General features: G+C 68.8%; 25 protein-coding genes. 15 read left to right on the top strand and 10 right to left on the bottom strand.

Translation table 11 applies throughout. The features are described from left to right. Window positions 1-81 precede the first annotated feature (81 nt). Window positions 82-894 carry a 2-oxo acid dehydrogenase subunit E2 gene (locus tag AB0H36_RS23300; protein ID WP_360526941.1) on the top strand — a complete coding sequence of 271 codons (813 nt, stop codon included), beginning with the start codon at window positions 82-84 and terminating at the stop codon, window positions 892-894. Window positions 895-937: 43 nt separating this feature from the next. Continuing rightward, window positions 938-1,681 (top strand): SDR family oxidoreductase, encoded by a 744-nt coding sequence (locus tag AB0H36_RS23295; protein WP_360526938.1) that lies wholly within the window; start codon window positions 938-940, stop codon window positions 1,679-1,681. An 11-nt stretch (window positions 1,682-1,692) separates the two neighbouring features. On the opposite strand, the gene AB0H36_RS23290 is transcribed toward AB0H36_RS23295, so the two are convergent. The 4 genes from AB0H36_RS23290 to AB0H36_RS23275 all read right to left on the bottom strand — a co-directional run bounded on the left by AB0H36_RS23290 (window position 1,693) and on the right by AB0H36_RS23275 (window position 4,695). Continuing rightward, window positions 1,693-2,208, bottom strand: a complete 516-nt coding sequence (locus tag AB0H36_RS23290; RefSeq protein WP_360526935.1) for a DsrE/DsrF/DrsH-like family protein — start codon at window positions 2,206-2,208, stop codon at window positions 1,693-1,695. A gap of 13 nt (window positions 2,209-2,221) precedes the next feature. Then, a complete protein-coding gene (locus tag AB0H36_RS23285; protein WP_360526932.1) occupies window positions 2,222-2,536 on the bottom strand; it encodes a TusE/DsrC/DsvC family sulfur relay protein in 315 nt (104 codons plus the stop codon). Further along, complete coding sequence (locus AB0H36_RS23280) at window positions 2,533-3,783, bottom strand: FAD/NAD(P)-binding oxidoreductase (RefSeq protein ID WP_360526929.1); 1,251 nt, start codon at window positions 3,781-3,783, stop codon at window positions 2,533-2,535. Before AB0H36_RS23280 ends, AB0H36_RS23285 begins: the two co-directional genes overlap by 4 nt. Window positions 3,784-3,927: 144 nt before the next feature. After that, a complete protein-coding gene (locus AB0H36_RS23275) occupies window positions 3,928-4,695 on the bottom strand; it encodes a phosphatase PAP2 family protein (protein ID WP_360526925.1) in 768 nt (255 codons plus the stop codon). Window positions 4,696-4,974: 279 nt separating this feature from the next. Here AB0H36_RS23275 and AB0H36_RS23270 point away from each other — a divergent pair, with 279 nt between their 5' ends. The 4 genes from AB0H36_RS23270 to AB0H36_RS23255 all read left to right on the top strand — a co-directional run bounded on the left by AB0H36_RS23270 (window position 4,975) and on the right by AB0H36_RS23255 (window position 7,189). Further along, window positions 4,975-5,793, top strand: coding sequence for a lysylphosphatidylglycerol synthase domain-containing protein (locus AB0H36_RS23270; protein WP_360526922.1), 819 nt, complete (start codon window positions 4,975-4,977; stop codon window positions 5,791-5,793). Continuing rightward, window positions 5,790-6,416 carry a glycerophosphodiester phosphodiesterase gene (locus tag AB0H36_RS23265; RefSeq protein WP_360526919.1) on the top strand — a complete coding sequence of 209 codons (627 nt, stop codon included), beginning with the start codon at window positions 5,790-5,792 and terminating at the stop codon, window positions 6,414-6,416. The genes AB0H36_RS23270 and AB0H36_RS23265 overlap by 4 nt, the downstream gene beginning before the upstream one ends. 112 nt (window positions 6,417-6,528) lie before the next feature. Then, window positions 6,529-6,876, top strand: coding sequence for a hypothetical protein (locus AB0H36_RS23260; protein WP_360526916.1), 348 nt, complete (start codon window positions 6,529-6,531; stop codon window positions 6,874-6,876). Window positions 6,877-6,934: 58 nt separating this feature from the next. Beyond that, on the top strand, window positions 6,935-7,189 hold the full coding sequence (locus AB0H36_RS23255) for a hypothetical protein (protein ID WP_360526913.1): 255 nt from the start codon (window positions 6,935-6,937) through the stop codon (window positions 7,187-7,189). A gap of 32 nt (window positions 7,190-7,221) precedes the next feature. Here AB0H36_RS23255 and AB0H36_RS23250 read toward each other — a convergent pair whose 3' ends face one another. From AB0H36_RS23250 to AB0H36_RS23235, 4 genes are read right to left on the bottom strand one after another with little or no spacing between them, the layout of a single operon-like run. Next, window positions 7,222-8,385, bottom strand: coding sequence for an ABC transporter permease (locus AB0H36_RS23250; RefSeq protein WP_360526910.1), 1,164 nt, complete (start codon window positions 8,383-8,385; stop codon window positions 7,222-7,224). After that, complete coding sequence (locus tag AB0H36_RS23245) at window positions 8,382-9,545, bottom strand: ABC transporter permease (RefSeq protein ID WP_360526907.1); 1,164 nt, start codon at window positions 9,543-9,545, stop codon at window positions 8,382-8,384. Before AB0H36_RS23245 ends, AB0H36_RS23250 begins: the two co-directional genes overlap by 4 nt. A 2-nt stretch (window positions 9,546-9,547) precedes the next feature. Next, window positions 9,548-10,504 carry an ABC transporter ATP-binding protein gene (locus tag AB0H36_RS23240; protein ID WP_360526904.1) on the bottom strand — a complete coding sequence of 319 codons (957 nt, stop codon included), beginning with the start codon at window positions 10,502-10,504 and terminating at the stop codon, window positions 9,548-9,550. Window positions 10,505-10,541: 37 nt separating this feature from the next. Beyond that, the gene (locus AB0H36_RS23235; protein ID WP_360526901.1) at window positions 10,542-10,817 is read right to left on the bottom strand and encodes a DUF1876 domain-containing protein; all 276 of its coding nucleotides are present in this window, start codon (window positions 10,815-10,817) and stop codon (window positions 10,542-10,544) included. 155 nt (window positions 10,818-10,972) lie between these two features. On the opposite strand from AB0H36_RS23235, the gene AB0H36_RS23230 reads away from it, so the two are divergent. Together AB0H36_RS23230 and AB0H36_RS23225 are read left to right on the top strand one after the other, a co-directional pair. Continuing rightward, a complete protein-coding gene (locus AB0H36_RS23230) occupies window positions 10,973-11,164 on the top strand; it encodes a hypothetical protein (protein WP_360526898.1) in 192 nt (63 codons plus the stop codon). Window positions 11,165-11,316: 152 nt separating this feature from the next. After that, on the top strand, window positions 11,317-11,685 hold the full coding sequence (locus AB0H36_RS23225) for a universal stress protein (RefSeq protein WP_360526895.1): 369 nt from the start codon (window positions 11,317-11,319) through the stop codon (window positions 11,683-11,685). Here AB0H36_RS23225 and AB0H36_RS23220 read toward each other — a convergent pair. Continuing rightward, on the bottom strand, window positions 11,682-11,939 hold the full coding sequence (locus AB0H36_RS23220; protein WP_360526892.1) for a metal-sensitive transcriptional regulator: 258 nt from the start codon (window positions 11,937-11,939) through the stop codon (window positions 11,682-11,684). The two genes, AB0H36_RS23225 and AB0H36_RS23220, sit on opposite strands and share 4 nt — an antisense overlap. 124 nt (window positions 11,940-12,063) lie before the next feature. Here AB0H36_RS23220 and AB0H36_RS23215 point away from each other — a divergent pair, with 124 nt between their 5' ends. The 3 genes from AB0H36_RS23215 (at window position 12,064) to AB0H36_RS23205 (ending at window position 14,152) form a co-directional block, all read left to right on the top strand. Continuing rightward, a complete protein-coding gene (locus tag AB0H36_RS23215) occupies window positions 12,064-13,437 on the top strand; it encodes an MBL fold metallo-hydrolase (protein WP_360526889.1) in 1,374 nt (457 codons plus the stop codon). Between the two features lie 29 nt (window positions 13,438-13,466). Next, window positions 13,467-13,634 (top strand): hypothetical protein, encoded by a 168-nt coding sequence (locus AB0H36_RS23210; RefSeq protein ID WP_360526886.1) that lies wholly within the window; start codon window positions 13,467-13,469, stop codon window positions 13,632-13,634. Window positions 13,635-13,735: 101 nt separating this feature from the next. After that, window positions 13,736-14,152 carry a CBS domain-containing protein gene (locus tag AB0H36_RS23205; protein ID WP_360526883.1) on the top strand — a complete coding sequence of 139 codons (417 nt, stop codon included), beginning with the start codon at window positions 13,736-13,738 and terminating at the stop codon, window positions 14,150-14,152. Window positions 14,153-14,556: 404 nt separating this feature from the next. Here AB0H36_RS23205 and AB0H36_RS23200 read toward each other — a convergent pair whose 3' ends face one another. Next, a complete protein-coding gene (locus AB0H36_RS23200; RefSeq protein WP_360526880.1) occupies window positions 14,557-14,949 on the bottom strand; it encodes a hypothetical protein in 393 nt (130 codons plus the stop codon). Window positions 14,950-15,092: 143 nt separating this feature from the next. On the opposite strand from AB0H36_RS23200, the gene AB0H36_RS23195 reads away from it, so the two are divergent. The 4 genes from AB0H36_RS23195 to AB0H36_RS23180 all read left to right on the top strand — a co-directional run bounded on the left by AB0H36_RS23195 (window position 15,093) and on the right by AB0H36_RS23180 (window position 17,574). Beyond that, window positions 15,093-15,926 carry an SDR family oxidoreductase gene (locus AB0H36_RS23195; protein ID WP_360526877.1) on the top strand — a complete coding sequence of 278 codons (834 nt, stop codon included), beginning with the start codon at window positions 15,093-15,095 and terminating at the stop codon, window positions 15,924-15,926. Continuing rightward, window positions 15,877-16,152, top strand: coding sequence for an LLM class flavin-dependent oxidoreductase (locus AB0H36_RS23190; protein ID WP_360527008.1), 276 nt, complete (start codon window positions 15,877-15,879; stop codon window positions 16,150-16,152). Before AB0H36_RS23195 ends, AB0H36_RS23190 begins: the two co-directional genes overlap by 50 nt. Window positions 16,153-16,332: 180 nt before the next feature. Then, window positions 16,333-17,235: a hypothetical protein gene (locus AB0H36_RS23185; RefSeq protein ID WP_360526874.1), complete on the top strand. Its 903-nt coding sequence runs from the start codon at window positions 16,333-16,335 to the stop codon at window positions 17,233-17,235. 117 nt (window positions 17,236-17,352) lie between these two features. Further along, window positions 17,353-17,574 (top strand): hypothetical protein, encoded by a 222-nt coding sequence (locus tag AB0H36_RS23180; RefSeq protein ID WP_360526871.1) that lies wholly within the window; start codon window positions 17,353-17,355, stop codon window positions 17,572-17,574. The last annotated feature ends 23 nt before the right edge of the window (window positions 17,575-17,597 follow it).

Raw genomic sequence — 17,597 nt, 5'->3', positions numbered from 1 at the left:
CCGGCGGACATGGACCGGTCGGCCGGTGCAGCGAGCGTCCTCGGTGCCGATGCTCGAATCAGATCGGCAGTGGAGGTGGACATGCGGCACCAGGACTCGAAGGTCGTCCGCAGGCCCTGGGTTCGGCATCTCGTGATCGACGCCGGACGCGCGGCTCGACGACGCCACGCCGTACACGGCCTGTTCGAGGTCGACGTCACCACGGCCCGGTCAGCCCTGCGGTCGCACGAGGCCGTGACCGGTGAGGACCTGTCGTTCACGGCGTTCGTCATCTCGTGTGTCGCCCGCGCGGTCGCCGCTGACCCGACTGTCCAGGCGTATCGCGATCTGCGTGGTCGCGAGGTGATCTTCGACCAGGTCGACATCGGCCTGCCGATCGAGGTCGACGTGGACGGCAGCCCGTTCGCGTTCACCCACGTCCTCCGCGACGCCGGTGCGCGCGACGTACGGGACCTGCAGAACGAGATTCACGCGGTCAAAGCGGATCCACACCTCAGCCCGTCCGTGGGCAAGGCACCCTGGGTGCGCGCCTACCTGCTGCTGCCCGGTTTCGTCCGGACCGGCCTGCTGGGATCACTGCATCGCTTCCCGCATCGGCAACGGGCGCTCGCCGGGACGGTGGGCGTCACGGCCGTCGGTATGTTCGGCGCGGGCGGCGGCTGGGGCATCGCCTTCCAGCTGCACACGCTCAGCATCGTCATCGGCGGCATCACCCGCCGCCCCATCCTGTGCCAGGGCCACCTGGTCGACCGCGAGTGGTTGCAGCTCACCGTCAGCGTCGACCACGACATCGTCGACGGCGCCCCCACCGCCCGCTTCGTCAGCCGCCTCCGCACCCTCCTGTCCTCCGCGGCCGGGCTGCCGGTGACCGCGGCCTCCAAGAGAGTTTCATGACGACCATCCGGCACGCATCCGAAGGAGCACATCATGGGCAGGCTTGACGGTCGGGGTTGCGCTGATCACCGGCGCGGCCAGTGGAATCGGCAAGGCGACCGCTTGGCGGCTCGCCGCCGAAGGCGCCGCAGTACTGCTGACGGACATCGCGGTGGACGCCGGTGAAGCAGTGGCCGAGGCGCTTCGGGACTCCGGCGCGCGTGCGCTCTTCGCCAGGCACGACGTCGCGAGCGAAGTGGACTGGGAGTCGGTGTGCAGTCTGGCCGCCGAGGAGCTCGGCGGTATCGACATTCTGGTGAACAACGCCGGCATGGGCGATCTGGCGACCATCGAGGAGACCACGCTCAAGGACTGGCAGCACACGATCGACGTCGACCAGACCGGCGTCTTCCTCGGCATGCGCACGGCTGCGCCGTACCTGAAAGCCTCCGGGCACGGGTCGGTGATCAACATCAGCTCGATCTTCGGCACCAGCGGCGGCTTCGGCACCTCACCGGCGTACCACGCGGCGAAGGGCGCGGTGCGCACGCTGACCAAGAACGCCGCGCTGCACTGGGCGACCGAAGGTGTCCGGGTGAACTCCATCCATCCCGGCTTCATCGACACCCCGATCCTGGACGCGGCGCGGGACACGCCGTTCTGGGACGTGATGACCCAGCTCACGCCGATGGGCCGGCTCGGCCGCACGGACGAGGTCGCGGCCGGGGTGGCGTACCTCGCCGGCGACGACGCCTCGTTCGTCACCGGCCTCGAGCTGTACATCGACGGCGGCTACCTGGCCCGCTGACATGCCCGGCCTCAGATGAACAGGAGTTGGGCTCCCTCGGTCTTCTCGATGAAGTCGGCGGCGCTGATGATGCCTTCGACGTCGTCGTACAGGTCGGACTCGTCCAGGTGCATCATGTCGGCGGACATCCGGCAGGCCCACAGGTGACCGCCGGAGGCGACGATCTGCTCGAGGAACTCCGGTACGTCGGGGACGCCGGCCTCGTGGATCTGCTTCTTCATCTGGTGGGTGGCCATCGCGGTCATCCCCGGCAGGCCTCCGAGGCCCTGCGGCAGGTGCGTCGCGGTGTTGCCGAGCATCGTGAACTTGAGGTCGTGCATCCGCGACTTGGTGATCATGTCGAACCCCCAGAAGGTGAAGAACAGGTGCGTCTCCACCCCCTCCCCGAGGGCGGCGTTCGCCAGGATCAGGCCCGGGTAGGCCATGTCCAGGTTGCCCTTCGAGCAGATGATCGCCAGCTTGCGCCCTTCGGTCAGCTCGTCACCGAAGTCCGGGACGAACAGCGGCGCGGTCTCGGCAGTGGTCATGACGGTGCTCCTCTCACACGCAGCCACGAGGCTTCGGCAGGCCGGCGATGTAGGCCATCTTCTTGGCCGGCTTGCTGGGGAACAGGGCGAAGAGCCGTTTGATCGGGATGCCGGCCAGGGTCGAGACCCGCCGCAGGGTCGCGGTCTCCCCGTGGGCCGGGTAGTCCGCGCGCAGGAAGCGGATCGCCTGCCAGTGCTCGTCGGTGAGCTCGATGCCGATGTTGGCTGCCAGTTGCCCGGCGAGCTCCTCGGTCCACTCGCCGTACTCGGTGAGGAAACCCTCCGAGTCGACGTGGATGCGGGTGTCGCCAACGCTGACGACGGTCATGGTCGGACCTCCTCGTCCGGTCGGTGTTTGCCGCTCATGGACATCCGGGCCGGCACCGGCAGCGGGCGGCCGCGCACGAGCAGGTGCCAGTAGATCCAGCGGAACGCGACCTTGGCCCAGTGGTTCGCCCGTGTCTCCCGCAGCAGCGCCAACGGGCCGACGCGGCCGAGCGGGAAGCGGCCGGGCAGCGGCTCGGTGTCGTAGTTGAAGTCGATCAGCAGTCCCTTGCCGTCGCCGGTCTCGACGAAGCAGTTCGCGTGGCCGTCGAAATGGTGGGTCATCGCACACCCCTCGACGTACTGGCAGAAGTTCGCCACGAAGATCTCGCTCGAGAAGTGCGCCACCGAGCCGGCCTTCGAGGTCGGCAGGTCGTTGGCGTCGCCAACGGCGAAGATGTCCGGATGGGCGAGCGACTGCAGGGTGTGCTTGTCGACCGGGACGTAGTTCAGCTCGTCACCCAGCCCAGACGCGCCGACGAAGGCGGCGCCCATGTTCAGCGGCACGGTGACCAGCAGGTCGTACCCGATCTCGCGCTCGTCGTAGCTGACCAGCGTCTTGCGCTCGGCGTCGATGCGCTCGACCAGGAAGTCGGTCTCGACGCCGATCTTCCGCTCCGTCAGCAGGCGGCCGAGATACCGGGCCGCGATCGGCTTGGTGAACGCGGCGTCGAGCGGCGTGACGTAGACGAGCTCGACCTGATCGCGCATGGCATTGGCACGGAAGTAGGACTCGGCCAGGAAGGTGAACTCCAGGGGCGCGACCGGGCACTTGATCGGCTGGTCGACGACGTGCACCACCAGGCGCCCGCCCGGGAAGGCGTCCAGGGCCTCACGGAGTGCGAGCGCACCCTCGTAGGTGTAGAAGTCGTGGATGCTCTTGCGCCACTCAGGCCCGAGCATCCCGGGTGTCTGATCCGGGCGGGGACTGGTTCCGGTCGCGATGACCAGATAGTCGTAGGCCACCGCTCCCCCATCGCCCAGCTGGACGACCTTGCGCTCCGGATCCACCGCCGCGATCTCCGCGGTCAGCAGCTGAACGCCTTTCGGCAAAAGCCTCCGGCGCGGTCTCAGCACCTCGGCAGCCGTTTCCCGGCCGAACGGTATGAACAACAGGCCCGGCTGGTACAGGTGCTCGCCGTCGCGGTCGATCACTGTGATCTGCCACTCGTCGAATGCCAACCGCCGCCGGAGCCTGTTGGCGATCGTCGTACCGGCGGTGCCGCCTCCCAGGATCACCACACGCCTCATCACGGTGCTTCCTCTCCCTCGTTGCGAACCGGCTCGGCCGGGCGCGCCCGGCCGGACCGGTCTCCGGGAGTCGGGCGGCGCTGCGGAGGCGCCGTTCCTTCTCCATCTCCACAACACCGCAACGCCTGTCGGCGCAGCAGGGGCCTACGCATCGGAACGAGTGGACCTTCGACCTTCCGCGGTGGCCCTCAAGCCCTTGGTACGGCGGGATGCGATCAACAGGCCCAGCAGGGCGATGACACCCCCGGCGAGGCCGTCGAAGACGTAGTGGTTCGCCGTCAGGACGATCGAGGCGAACATGGCCAGCGGCATCAGCCAACCGAACAAGCGCATGACCCAGTGGCCGGCCAGGGCGGCGATCGCGATCCCCATCAGCAGGTTCCATCCGAAGTGCAGGCTCGGCACGGCGGCGTACTGGTTCACGAAGGCCGGCGGCTGCAGCACCCGGTACGCCGAAGTCTGCTCGGTGACCGTGTCGACGAAGCCGTACGCCGGCAGGAACCGCGGCGGCGCGACCGGGAAGGTGGCGAAGATCACCAGCCCGATCCCCCCGGAGATCAAGATCGCGTTGCGGACCGTCCGATACGCCTCGCGGTGCCTGATCAGCAGCCACAGCAACGTGGCCAGCACCACCGGCCAGTGTCCGTAGATGTAGAAGTAGCTCACCGCGTCGACCAGCCAGCCGTGCCCGGCGATGACAGCTTGCAGCTCTGGCTCGACGAAGAATCCCCCGAGACGCTCCAGCTCGACGACGTACTCGGCGTTCCGGAAGGCGGCATCGATCCGGGTGTGGATCAGCCCACGGACGACGAAGTACAGCACGATCGCGGTCGTGATCAACGCCACCTCGGCGGCGAGCTGCTGTGTCCGGCGGGCGACGCGGACGTGTGACGCTCGGCTTTCGACGGCCATCCCGGCACCCCCTCGTCTATCCAGCGTGGGCCCGGGCAGCCGGACTTGGCCAGCGGTCGATATCCCCTGACGACCGGGACCAAGGTCCGTAGGACGAACGCCGAGATGCGCGAATTGGGTACGGCGGCTACCGTCGAGGCGAGCGGTGGATCGGCGCAGCCCCCGGTGCCGGCCCCGTTCGCTGTGTTGGAAGGACCCCACGTGCACCCACTCCCAGGGCACATCGCGCGCGTCGCGCACACAATCGTCACACATCGTGCATTTCGGATCACTGCCCTTGTGGCCGCGGTCGGTTTCTCGCTGTGGAACGTCGATCGCGTTCCGCACACGTCGGTGCTGCCCGCGATCGCCGGCCTGCTGCCGTTCGCGATCGGCAAGTACGTGCTGTGCCCGTTGCGCTGGCACGCCCTGTCGACGGGCGGGCAATCGCGGCGCTGGCATCTGCGCGCGTACGCGGAGAGTGAGGTTCTCGGCCTGATCTCGCCCTGGCACGCGGGCGCCGACCTCTGGCGTGTCCACCGCCTGGAGAAGATCGGCCTCCGGCGGACCTCGGCCGTTGCCGAGGTCGCCCTGGACAGGTTCGTCGGAGCGGTCGGGCTGGTCGCCGCCGTGGTCGTCACCGGGGTGACGCTCCCCCCGCTGGTCCTGGCGATCGCCCTCGGCGCCGCGGCCCTCGTGCTCGTCGCCGCGATCATCGTGCGCCGCCGGCGCCCCGGCCTGGCCGGTCGCTGGCCGTGGCCGTCGCCGAGGGTGTTCGCGGTCGGTGTCCTGCTGTCGATCGGTTACCAGGCCACGATCCTCGGCCTCCTGGTCGGAGCCATCCACGCCGTGGGCGGGACGGTGTCAGCAGTCCAGCTGGTCGCGATCTTCGGAGCCAGCCAGCTCGCCGGGGTGCTGCCGGGCGTGCACGGGGCGAGCCCACGCGAGGGCGCCCTGGTCGCCGGCCTGGCGTCGATCGGAGTCTCGTGGACCGCGGCGTTCGGCGCAGTCGCGCTGACCGCCTTGCTGTACTGGGTTCCCGCGCTCCTCGTGGGCGGAAGCTGCCTCTTCCTGCGCTGGCGCGGCTGGTTCACCGAACCCCGGCCGGGTACGTCGTGACACTTGCGATCGCGCACCGCGCGGGCAACGACCTGGACACCCTCCGCTCCGCCCTCGACCTCGGCGCCGATCTGGTCGAGGCGGACATCCACGCGTACCGCGGCCGCCTGGAGGTGCGGCACCACAAGACCTTCGGTCCATGGTGGCTGTGGGACCACGGTGAGTTCGTACGACGGAAGGCGCCGCTGCTGGAGATCCGCGAGGTGCTGGCCGCGGCCGACGGCGATCCCCGGCTGATGCTGGACCTCAAGGGCATTCATCCCCGTCTCGCCGCCCGTCTCGCGACCGTCCTCGCCGAGGTCGCGGCGGACGTTCCGGTCACCGTGTGCACACAGCACTGGTGGATGCTTGCCGCCTTCCGCGACCTCGCCAACGTGCGAGCGGTCCTGTCGGCCGGGAGCCGTCGCGGCCTGCGCCGGTTGCGATCCCGGTTGCGTGTCAGGCCGGCGTACGGCGTCTGTGTCCACCGGCGCCTCCTGACGCCGGACCTGGTCACCGAGCTACGACGGCACGCCGAAGTGGTCTTCACCTGGCCGGTGGACACCGCCGACGACCTCGCCGACGCCCGCCGCCTCGGCGTCGACGGCGTGATCGGAAAGGACCTCCGGGTCCTCTCCGCCTGACGGGACCCGCCCACTTCGGGACGTACGGCCCGTGTGCGCTGATCCCGGCCGACCGACGCTGAAGGCGACCGTGGCGGCATCTGCCGCTTCTCGCCAGCTGCTGGGAGGCATCATGTCCAACCAAGTGACGGCATCGCCCGACACTGCCGAACACCGGACCACCATGACCGGCTCGAAGCTCTGGCTGCTCTTGATGGTCGGTCTGTGGATGGCGTTCTACCTGTTCCTCGGGGCGGACCGGCTGGACGACGTCGAGACCTGGATCCGCGACCTGCCACTCGTCTTGGAGCTCGGGGTCTGGCTGGTCGGCTTCCCCTGGGTGCTGGCCACCGCGGTGTGGACGAGCGACCTGTCCGAGACCGTCCGAGTCACGCTCGTCGTGCTCTTCACCGTCGTCTGGACGATCATCTCCATCCCGCGCCCCAAGCGCGCCAAGCAGAATGGGAAGTGCGACGCGTGACGTGTCACCGGGACTTCAGGCCCTACCCGGGGGTGAGTTCCGGCGGTTCGATCGACGCGTGAATACAGTTGTGAGTCCGCTCGAGGTTTCGATGACCCGAGCACGACTGCGCCACCTTGCCGAGCAACTGGCAGTGGAGTACGCGGGTGCGGTCGCACCCCACGACGTGATGCGCCTCGTCTTGTCCACCGCCCGGAGGCTACGGCTGCAGGGCTACGACCACGACGACCTGCTGCGGCTGACCAAGGCGTCGGTCCGTGCGGACCTCGTGACCTCGATCGGCGCAACCATCGCCCAAGCCCGCAATCGCTGAAAGGCCCGCAGACGTCGTCGAGCAGCTCACGCTCAACTCGTCAGGCGGCGTTGGTGGACGACCGACGCCAGGGCGAGCATGGCGAAGGCGAAGCCGGCGAGGACGACGAGCTCGGTGGCGATCTCCCTGATGCCGCCGTCCCGGGACAGGACGGTGATCCAGGCGTCCACCGCCCAGGCGTGCGGGGTCACGTGGCCGAGCGCCCGGACCGCGTTCGGGACGATCTCGAGCGGCCACATGCATCCGCCCAGCATGGCGAACGCGATCCCGATGACGGGCCCGATCGCGCCCGCCTGCTCCGGGGTCTTGAAGAGCGCTCCGCTGAGCATGCCCGCTCCCGTCCCGACCAGCGCCCACATCCCGATCAGTACGACGGCCGCCAGCGGGTCGCCCCAGCTCACCCCGAACAGCAACGCACCGACCGCGACGATCAGGATCGACTGCAGCAGCGAGAACACCAGGTAGCACAAGGTCTCCCCCAGCACGAGGCTCCGGGTCCGGATCGGCGCAGCCTGCGCCCGGTGGTAGATCCCGAGCTGTCGCGTCTGCACGATCGAGGCACCGCCGGCCAGCGCGTTGATGAAGACGAACAGGACCAGCATCGTCGGCGCGCTGTAGCTGAAGCCGAGCGGCAGGTAGTCGCTCCCGGTCGCGACGTTCTCACTCGTGATCACGATCCGCGGCGTGACGGCCTGCACTGACGTTGCCTGAGGCAACTGCTGGGCGGTCGTCGTACCCGTCTCGCGGGCGGCGAAGGCCGCTGCCTGGATCCGCTCGGCGTGCCGGGCCACCGCCGCGGCGACTGCCGACCGTACTGCGGCCTGCGTCGACTCGGCGCCGCCGGCCAGCACCGGGATCGCCACCTCCTCCCCGCTCAGCAGGCGGGCATCGAGGTCGGCCGGGATCAGCACGATCGCATCGAGCTCGGCGCGGCGCAGCGCCGTACGAGCGGTTGGCTCGTCGGTCATCGTGTCGAGTGGGCCGACCGACTTCAGCTCCTCGACCAGACTCGTGCTGAGCGGCTCACCCGACAGGTGCCCGGTCGGCACGGCGAGCCGGAACCCGCCTGGATTCTGCACCACCGTCCCGATCACCGTGATGATCAGAACCGGAAGCACCACGATGAAGAACAGCGCGGTGCGGTCACGGAGCATCCGGCGAAGGGACGCGCCGGCCACGGCCAGGGCTGCGGTCATGGTGTCCTCCAACGTCCGACGAGAGGGGCCAGCGCGGCGAGCACCGCCGCCATGCCGAGGATGACGAGCACCGGCAGTACGGCGCTGGTCGCCGGGGCGCCGGTGGCGAGGTCGGTGAATCCGCGCAGCGCCCAGCCGTTGGGCGTCAGCAGGGCAAGCCTGCGCAATTCCTCGGGCGCCCGGCTGAGCAGTACGAAGTTGCCGCCGAGCAGGAGCAGGACGAAAGTGACGATCGTCGCCAGCCCGTCGGCCTGACGCTCGGTCCGCGCGGCGGCCACGACCAGCGCAGTCAGCGCCACCAGAACCGCTGACATCGCAAGGATCAGCGTCGCGGCCGGGATCGGCGGTCCCCATTGGGCGTCGAACGCCAGCGATGTCACCACTGCGAGGGTTCCCAGACTCACCACGCAGTAGACGAAGGCGGCGAGGGACTTGCCCAGCAGTACGACGCCCCGGCCCAGCGGCGCGGCGCCGATCCGTTCCAGGGTTCCCGTCCGTTGCTCGGTGAAGTAGCTTCGCGCGGTGAACCCGACCGCGAACAGGACGAACATGGTCCCCATTGCGGGCGCGTAGTAACTCGCGGTCGTCAGCTGCCGGTATCCCGTCGGCTGCTCCTGGACCGACTCGGGCAGCTGGAGACCCGCGACTGCAGCTGCCAGCTCCGGCGCGCGGCTGCGAGGTACGCCGGCCGCGAGCGCGGTGTGCACTGCAAGCCGGTCGGCGTTGAGCTGCGCGACGTACGCATCGGCGATTGCCTGGGCTACCTGCGCCTGCAGCGGCTCGTCCGGATTCGCCAGCACAAGCAGGCCGATCGGCTCGTCCCCGACAGCCGCGGCACTGAAGCCCGCCGGCACGACCATGCCGGCGCCGACGTCACCGTTGTCCACCATCCTGCGGGCCGTCCCCTCATCGGGTGCTTCCCGGATCGTCAGGATGTCGGAGAGCTCGGGACTGGTCAGCGCCGAGCGCAGAGCCGTGGCAATCGGGCCCCGGTCGTTGTCAGCCAGCGCGACGTCGGCGTGAAAGGACTCCACGGAGGAGAAGGCGAAGCTCATCAGGGCCGCCACCAGCACCGGGGCCACGAACCCCAGGATCAGGGCGGACCGGTCCCGGAAGCGCTGGCGAAGGTCTTTCGCGGCGATCACGACGGCGGCGAACACGATCACTCCCGCAACGCCGTACCGGTCAGATGGAGGAACACCGCCTCGAGATCAGGCTCGTCGACCTCCACCGAGCGGACCGACAGACCGGACCGTTCGGCCGTCTCCAGTACGTCGGGCAGCAGCCGGCGAGCCGCACCGGCGAGCACCTGGACCTGGCCGTCCTTGACGTCGGCGTGGTCCACGCCGGCCAGCCTCTGGAGCCGATCGGCCAGCGCCGCCAGGTCACCAGCCGCGGACAGCGTGATCCGATCGCGCTCGCCGAGCTGGGCGACCAGTTCCCGACGGGTGCCTTCGGCAATCAACCGGCCGTGGTCGATGATGCCGACCCGATCGCACAGCCGCTCGGCCTCCTCCATGTAGTGCGTGGTGTAGAGCACGGCCATGCCCGCGGCGCCGAACGACCGCACGCTTTCCATCACGGCGTGACGACTCTGCGGATCCACACCCACGGTGGGTTCGTCGAGCACCAGCAGGGTCGGCTCGTGCAACAGACCGGCGCCGATGTTCAGGCGCCGCTTCATCCCGCCGGAGAACGACTCGACGCGGTCGCGACCGCGGTCCGAGAGGCCGATCAGGTCGAGCACCTTGTCCACGCGATGGCTGAGCGCGCGACCGCGCAGCCCGTAGAGGCGGCCGAAGAAGCTGAGGTTCTCGCGGGCGGTCAGGTCCGGGTAGAGCGCGATGTCCTGCGGGACGTACCCGATGTACCGCTTGGCCGAGGTCGACGTCGTACCGAGCGGACGGCCGGCGACCCGGATCTCGCCCCGGTCTGCGCGCAGCAGGCCGCAGACCAAGCGGATCGTGGTTGTCTTGCCGGCGCCGTTCGGCCCGAGCAGGCCATAGGTCTCACCCGGCGCCACCTCGAAGCTGACGTCGTCGACGGCGACCCGGTCGCCGAACCGCTTGCCCAGGTGCGATGCCGACAGCACCTGCGCCGTGGTCACCTTGTCCAGCACGACAGCTGCCTCCTCTCCGCATCGACGCCGGCAACCGTCAGCGATGCAGCCGGACGTGCTCGTGCGTGAGCTGCTCGATGTCGGCCGCGGCGGCGTGGATCAGTTCGTGCGCCAGGTTGGACAGCGCCCGCGCGACCGCGAGCTCGTCGCCGATCTCGGCGATGTCGACGTCCTGTGGGTTCCGTCGCGCCGATCCCCGGCCGATCAGGTGGGTGTCGTCGTTCGTGTGCAGCCGGGCCTCCGCATGGGTGGTCCGCTCGGTGTCGTTCTCGTCGATGAAGATCTCGACGTTCCAGCGCTTGGCGGCGATCATGGCCTGCTCCTTGTCTCGATCGGCCTCTTCACGGCCATCGTCGGAGTCTGGAACGAGCGCCGACAGGGCCCTCAGGTCCCCACCGCCGGGTCCTTCAGCCCTGTCCGGCGGCTCGCCCGACGACGTGTGCTGGAAAGGCAAGAAGGGAGTCGGTCATGAGCGACATCGACAAGGCCCGCCTCCAGCGGGACGCACGGCGCGCCGCAGCCGCCCGGCGGACGAGTGGAGCGGCTCCAGAGCAGGCCCTCCTTCGGCACCTGGCCGTCGAGCTCTACCAGGACCGCCGGCGCGAGGAGACCGCAGTCCAGTCCAAGGCCAAGAAGACGACCGACGGACGGGCCGATTGACGACCTGCTGCCACTGCGACTACCAGCTCCTCGGGCTCGCACCGCCGCGCCCCATGAACACCTGGGCCAATGGTCCTAGTCGGGCCTTTCGTCGTACCACGTCCGGACCTCTGGCCCTGGCGCGACTGGGCCGAATTCGCTCGACTGGGACTATGCAGGTCACCTCCACCCGCGGCCTGGTCGTGGTCCGCGTCGACGCCACGCCCGAATCCGACGCCGCCATCGGCCAAGGCTTCGACGCCGCCCACCGCCTCGGCGCCGAGCTCATCCTCCTGCACATCCCACCGAGCGCCGACAGCCGCCACTGGGACACCCTCGCCGACGCCCCCTGGTACGCCGCCGCCCGCCAACTCGTCACCAATGCCCTCAACGGCTGGCCCGACAAATACCCGGACGTCGTCTACCGAACCCACTACCGCCAAGGCAACCCAGCCGAGGTCCTCGCCGGCTACACCAAGGTCGCCGATCGGGTCTTCACCGGCGACGGTGCGGTGGACACAATGGGCACCAAGGACCGTTAGGCAAGGGCGAGGAAGAGCTTCTCCATCTTCGCGGCGTCGACGTCGCTGTTCTCGTCGGTGAGGCAGCGCTGCAGACCCGTGCTCACGACCGCGTAACCGGCGCGCGAAAGGGCTTTGTTCACAGCCGCCAACTGGGTGAGGACCGACTCGCAGTCCGCGCCCTCCTCCATCATCCGGATCACGCTGCCGAGGTGCCCGTGCGCGCGCTTCATCCGGGTGATGATCGGTTTGATCTCATCGGGTTCGAAGTCCATCGAGCTCTTCCGTTCGGGTTCAGGACGCACCGCATCGGCGTCGGGACCGATTCTATATCCCCCCGGGGGGATCTGCTACAGTCGATGGCGAACCCCGCAGGGGGATGCAGAAGTGAGAGCCACGATGAATGACCTCAGCCTGACGATCCGGACCGTCGAGACTGCGTCGCTCGGTGACCGCAGCTATCTCGTCCACGACGGCGAGGTGGGCTTCGTCATCGATCCGCAACGCGACGTCGACCGCATCCTGGAGATCCTCCGGACCGACGGCGTGCGCCTGACCCATGTCTTCGAGACACATATCCACAACGACTACGTCACCGGCGGACTCGCGCTGGCGCGGGCCACGGGAGCGTCGTACCTGATCAATGCCGACGACGCGGTGTCGTTCGAGCGCACGCCGATCCAGGACGGCGAGATCGTGCGGATCGGTGACCGGATGCGGCTGCGCGCCATTCACACGCCCGGCCACACGTTCACCCACTTGTCCTACGCGCTCACGGACAACGACGAGCCGATCGCGGTCTTCACCGGCGGTTCATTGCTGTACGGCGCAACCGGCCGGCCCGACCTACTGGGCGCTGACCACACCGACGCCTTGGTGCGCCATCAGCACGCCTCCGCGCACAAGCTCGCCCGGACACTACCCGACGAGACACAGGTGTACCCCACGCACGGCTTCGGCTCGTTCTGCTCTGCCACCCAGTCCGACACGACCGACTCGACCATCGGCCGGGAGAAGCGCACCAATCCGGTCCTGACCCAGGACGAGGAGGACTACGTTCGCGAACTGCTCGATGGCCTGGGCGCCTGGCCGGCGTACTACGTGCACATGGCCCCGGCCAACAGCGCGGGTCCTGCCGCGCCCGACCTGTCCCTGCCCAAGCCCGCCGACGCCCAGGAACTGCGCCGCCGGATCGAGGCAGGCGAATGGGTCGTCGACCTGCGCACCCGCACGGCATTCGCCGCCGGTCACGCCCCAGGCACGCTGAACTTCGGCCTCGACGGCGCACTCGCGACCTACCTCGGCTGGTTGATCGCCTGGGGCACGCCGCTGACCCTCCTGGGCGAGACGGCCGAACAGATCGCTCAGGCGCAGCGCGAGCTCGTCCGGATCGGGATCGACCGGCCGGCGGCGCACGCCACCGGAGGACCGGAGAACTGGAGCCTCGACCTGCCGGCGTCGTTCCCGACCGCCACCTTCGCCGACCTCGAGCAGGTCCGGCACCATCGCGAGGTCGCTGTCCTGGACGTGCGTCGTACCGAGGAACACGATTCCGCCCGGATCGCGGGCGCGGTCAACATCCCGATCCACGAACTGCCGCGGCGGCTCGCCGAAGTCCCGGCCGGCGAGGTCTGGGTGCACTGCGCGGCCGGCTACCGGGCTTCGATCGCGGCTTCGTTCCTCGACGCCGCCGGGCACGCGCTCGTCGCGATCGACGACCAGTTCCAGAACGCGGCCACAGCCGGCCTTCCGGTGGTCGGACCACAGGCCTGACCGTCCCAGCCCGACAAAGGAGCCCCACCATGTGCCGACCCGTCACCTGCAAGACCTGCGCCAAGACCACCTGGGCCGGCTGCGGCCGGCACGTCGCGCAGGTCAAGTCGATGGTCCCCGCCGAGCAGTGGTGCCCCGGGCACCCGAAATCGGAGCGCCAGAACGGCAGCTGGCTCGACAGGCTGCTGGGCCGCTGACCCCACCTGTTTCTCCGAAGTCATTCACGAATGCGGCCGGAGCGTGGGGGCACCGGGCTACTCCAAGCCAGTGCTGCCGACGAGATTCGAGGGGTTCGACGATGACGACCGCGCGTGAGTTGATGACGGCCGGGGCCGAGTGTGTTGGTGAGAAGGAGACATTGGTAGAGGCTGCCCGGAAGATGCGGGAGTTGGACGTGGGCGCGTTGCCGATCTGTGGTGAGGACAATCGGCTGAAGGGGATGCTGACCGATCGCGACATCGTGGTGAAGTGCATCGCGGACGGTGGCGACCCGGCGTCGGCGATGGCGGGGCAGTTCGGGCAGGGCAAGCCGGTGACGATCGGCGCCGACGACAGCGCCGAGGAAGCCCTCAAGACGATGAGCGACCACCAGGTACGGCGACTCCCGGTGATCGACGGCCACGACCTCGTCGGCATGCTCGCGATGGCTGACGTAGCACGCAGCCTCGGCAAGTCCGACGTCGGCGACGTCGTACAGGACATCTCCCAACCCTGACGACCCACACGGGAGACACACACTGAGACGCACCAGCACTGTTCTGTCGACCATGCTCATCACGCGGCGGCCGGTACGACAGCCTTTGAACGCGAGCATGTATCGGGCCGCATGGGAGTCGAGATTCCCGGTCAGGCGAAGGAACGTGCGAACCGCATGACAGGGTTGCTGCCCTGACCGGGCTGGCCACCGGAACCGCGCTGGGCATAGCCCTCGCCGGCGTCCGTGCAGCCAGCCTACGGCGTGGACCGCTGGTCAGCGGTTGACTGTATGTCCGACCTCGTTCCCCAGCTCGCCTACGGACTAGTCACCGGCTGGGTTCCACCTGAGCCCAATCGGACGCACCGCCCGCGACAGAAGCTGGTTGTGCCTGGCAACGACGCGGCGGGGTGGGTCTGCTCGGTTCAGGATCCCGCGTGATCGTCGATCAGCGCTTGCTGGGTGACGTTGAGGTGGACGGCTTCACCGTCGACTCGGTCGATTTGGTCGGCGGTGACGTAGAGGTCACGGCCCATCAGGCCCTTGCCGTCGACCTTGACGAAGCCCGTCCGCAGAAGCCGTGCGGCGAGCGGTTCGGGTACGTCGGGCTCACGCCCGCCGATCAGCCGGCCGAGTACGCCGACCAGTCCGCCTTCCTGGTGCTCACCCTGCTGGCCCGCTGTCGTGACGGCATCGGCGTCACCCATCTTGACGAACTCGACGCGTCCCAGCTCGCTTCCCGCCTGGTCGATGACCCGCATGTCATCGCGAACCTTCGCGATCGCATCGTCGCCAGTACCGGCGATCGGCTCGGTCATGATGCCCTCCTCCGCTCAGCTCAGTCCTGCACGACCCCTGTTGCCACCGGCAAAACCCATGCCCGAATCCAGGCGACGACGCCGCTGAATGGATCTGCGACGCATCGGGCACAGGCCGTCCTGAACCGACGAGAGGAACGCGGATGCGCAGCGCAGTGATCACTGGCGCCGGAAGCGGGATCGGCGCCGCCACCGCCGTACGGCTAGACGATGAAGGATGGCGGGTGTTCGCCGGCGTCCATGACCCACGCGACGCCGAGGTGCTGGACCGGCAGACCTCCGAACGCGTGAGCGTGGCCCAGCTGGACGTGACCAAGACGGACTCGATCAGAGAGTTCGCCGGGTACGTCGACCTGGAGTTGGGCGCCGACGGACTCGACGCCCTCGTGAACAACGCGGGCAAGGGCGTCGCAGGACCATTGGAGACGCTGCCGATCGAAAGCCTCCGCGAGCAGCTGGAGGTGAACGTGGTCGGCCAGGTCGCGATCACGCAGCGATTCCTGCCGTTGCTGCGGCGCGCCGCAGGGCCGCGCGTGGTCCTCGTCGGATCTGTCGGCGGGCTGGTGGCGGTCGGCTTCGCTGGCGCCTACCACGCCTCGAAGTACGCGCTGGAGGCTATCGGCGACACCTGGCGGCAGGAGTTGGCACCGGACGGCATCGAGGTGATCCTCGTCGAACCCGGCCCGCTGTCCACTCCCATCTGGTCCAAGGCGGCAAAGTCACTCGACGCGCTCCCGCCGAACGACCGCTACAACGGACGCGTCGATGCGCTGCGAGAGCGGCTGACCCGGATGGGCAAGCAAAGCGACGGCCCGGGCGTGGCAGTCGAGCTCATCCTCGAGGCGATGACCGCAGGCCGGCCGCGAACCCGTTACACCGCGGGCGTCACGGGCGCCGTCGTACCCAAGGTGCGCCGACTGCTGCCAGATCGGCTGTTCGATCGCATCGCCCAACGCCTCGCTGCGCCCTCGAGCTGACCTCACCGCGCATGTCGTCGGGGCCGGGTGGCCGGCTGTTGCGACGCGGCACGAGATGCTGCGCGAGGCGCTGGGGATCATCCGGTTGCTGTGGAGCGGCGAGTACCACTCGTACGACGGCAAGCACCTGCGACTCGAGGACACCCGGGTGTTCGACCTCCCGGACGATCCACCGGAGATCGCCGTCGCTGTGGGAGGAACATCGGCGGTGCAGATCGCCGCCTGACATGAACGGCTTCTTCGACTTCTTCACGAAGGAACTCGCCCCGGAACTCCGAGCCCTGTGACAACGCATTTCCGAGCACGCGCCGGCCCCTTCATCGATGGTTGCCCACGGCCCGGTTCCCGAGCGTGAGTGGTCAGACGCCCACCGCGATTGGCGTTGCGCCACCGGCACGACACCCGCATGGTGGACTACGTGGACGTCGACGCGGCGGTGGTCGAGCTGTATGGGCTGGCGCCCGAGCAGTTCACCGCGGCTCGGAACGAGCTGGCCAGGCTCGCCGGCGATCCACGAGCCACCGACGCCATCAAAGCACTGCGGAAGCCTACGCTCGCGGCTTGGCTGGCGAACCAGCTGATCCGTGCCGCGCCCGACCAGATCCATGACCTCACCGAACTCGGCGAAGGACTTCGCGAAGCGCAGTTGGCCGGCGACGGGGCGCGCCTGCGCCAGCTCACTCCGCGGCGGCACTCCTTGGTCCAAGAGCTGGTCAGGACGGCCCGGACGCTGGCCCGCGAGCAGGGACACCCGGTGAGCCAGCAGATCGCACAGCGGTTGACCGAGACCCTGGATGCCGCTGTGGTCGACCCTGGCGCTGCTCAGCTGCTGCGGTCCGGGCGGCTCACCAGCGCCCTTCGCCACGTCGGGTTCGGTGTCGTCGACGAATCCGGTGGCTTCGCCGATCTCGTCCCGATCAAGCCCAGGGTCGTCCGCACCAGCCGCCCGAAACCCGCGCCGAGGAAGAAGGCCCAGCCGCCCGCCGCGAAGGTGGATGACAAGCTGCAGAGGCGCCGCGCCGACCTCGAGTCGCGGGCCCGGGAGGCGGAGTCCGACTACCAAGCCGCCGAGGCCGAACGAGTCGAGGCCGAGGCACAGCTGGACGCGCACGAACACCATCTCGCGGACCTGGAGGCGACCATCGAACGGCTCAGCGGCGCCCTCGAGCAGGCGCGACACGATCTGCGCGAGGCCAACCGCCGTACCAGGCGACTGCAGGTCGAGCTCGCCCGCACCACTCGAAACACGACCATCGCGCAACGCCGCCACGAAGCAAACCAGCAACGCCTGACCAACCTCAACGCCTAACGGGCCCTTGGGGCGGACCCCGGTCAGACCGGAGCTGAGCAACGCCCCTGACCCAGGTGGGGGTTCACGAGCTGGGTACCGGCTGAGGCGATGGCAGGACAGACCGGGGAGGTACTGATGCCTGGCAAGTCGTCGAACGTGAAGAACGAGAAGCAGTACGAAGCTCTGAAGGACAAAGGCATGTCCAAGGAGCGTGCGGCGAAGATCGCCAACTCCTCGAAGTCGAGCGAGCGCGGCGGCAAACAGAGCGGCAAGGGCGGCAACAGCAACCAAGGCGGCACCACGGCGCAGAAGAAGAAGGCCGGCCGCAAAGGCGGCAAGGCGGCATCGAAGAGCTGAACCAAAGCGCTGGCCGCACGCCT

The sequence above is a fragment of the Kribbella sp. NPDC050820 genome, from assembly GCF_040653975.1.
Taxonomy (GTDB): domain Bacteria; phylum Actinomycetota; class Actinomycetes; order Propionibacteriales; family Kribbellaceae; genus Kribbella.
The sequence above is the reverse complement of the archived record's forward strand: the minus strand, read 5'-3'. Positions and strand labels throughout refer to the sequence as shown.

Coding starts and splice junctions, on each gene's coding strand:
- AB0H36_RS23300 (WP_360526941.1), top strand. CDS start 82: ATGCGGCACCAGGACTCGAAGGTCGTCCGCAGGCCCTGGGTTCGGCAT.
- AB0H36_RS23290 (WP_360526935.1), bottom strand. CDS start 2,208: ATGACCACTGCCGAGACCGCGCCGCTGTTCGTCCCGGACTTCGGTGAC.
- AB0H36_RS23285 (WP_360526932.1), bottom strand. CDS start 2,536: ATGACCGTCGTCAGCGTTGGCGACACCCGCATCCACGTCGACTCGGAG.
- AB0H36_RS23280 (WP_360526929.1), bottom strand. CDS start 3,783: ATGAGGCGTGTGGTGATCCTGGGAGGCGGCACCGCCGGTACGACGATC.
- AB0H36_RS23275 (WP_360526925.1), bottom strand. CDS start 4,695: ATGGCCGTCGAAAGCCGAGCGTCACACGTCCGCGTCGCCCGCCGGACA.
- AB0H36_RS23260 (WP_360526916.1), top strand. CDS start 6,529: ATGTCCAACCAAGTGACGGCATCGCCCGACACTGCCGAACACCGGACC.
- AB0H36_RS23250 (WP_360526910.1), bottom strand. CDS start 8,385: ATGACCGCAGCCCTGGCCGTGGCCGGCGCGTCCCTTCGCCGGATGCTC.
- AB0H36_RS23235 (WP_360526901.1), bottom strand. CDS start 10,817: ATGATCGCCGCCAAGCGCTGGAACGTCGAGATCTTCATCGACGAGAAC.
- AB0H36_RS23230 (WP_360526898.1), top strand. CDS start 10,973: ATGAGCGACATCGACAAGGCCCGCCTCCAGCGGGACGCACGGCGCGCC.
- AB0H36_RS23225 (WP_360526895.1), top strand. CDS start 11,317: ATGCAGGTCACCTCCACCCGCGGCCTGGTCGTGGTCCGCGTCGACGCC.
- AB0H36_RS23220 (WP_360526892.1), bottom strand. CDS start 11,939: ATGGACTTCGAACCCGATGAGATCAAACCGATCATCACCCGGATGAAG.
- AB0H36_RS23215 (WP_360526889.1), top strand. CDS start 12,064: ATGAATGACCTCAGCCTGACGATCCGGACCGTCGAGACTGCGTCGCTC.
- AB0H36_RS23210 (WP_360526886.1), top strand. CDS start 13,467: ATGTGCCGACCCGTCACCTGCAAGACCTGCGCCAAGACCACCTGGGCC.
- AB0H36_RS23205 (WP_360526883.1), top strand. CDS start 13,736: ATGACGACCGCGCGTGAGTTGATGACGGCCGGGGCCGAGTGTGTTGGT.
- AB0H36_RS23200 (WP_360526880.1), bottom strand. CDS start 14,949: ATGACCGAGCCGATCGCCGGTACTGGCGACGATGCGATCGCGAAGGTT.
- AB0H36_RS23195 (WP_360526877.1), top strand. CDS start 15,093: ATGCGCAGCGCAGTGATCACTGGCGCCGGAAGCGGGATCGGCGCCGCC.
- AB0H36_RS23185 (WP_360526874.1), top strand. CDS start 16,333: ATGGTGGACTACGTGGACGTCGACGCGGCGGTGGTCGAGCTGTATGGG.
- AB0H36_RS23180 (WP_360526871.1), top strand. CDS start 17,353: ATGCCTGGCAAGTCGTCGAACGTGAAGAACGAGAAGCAGTACGAAGCT.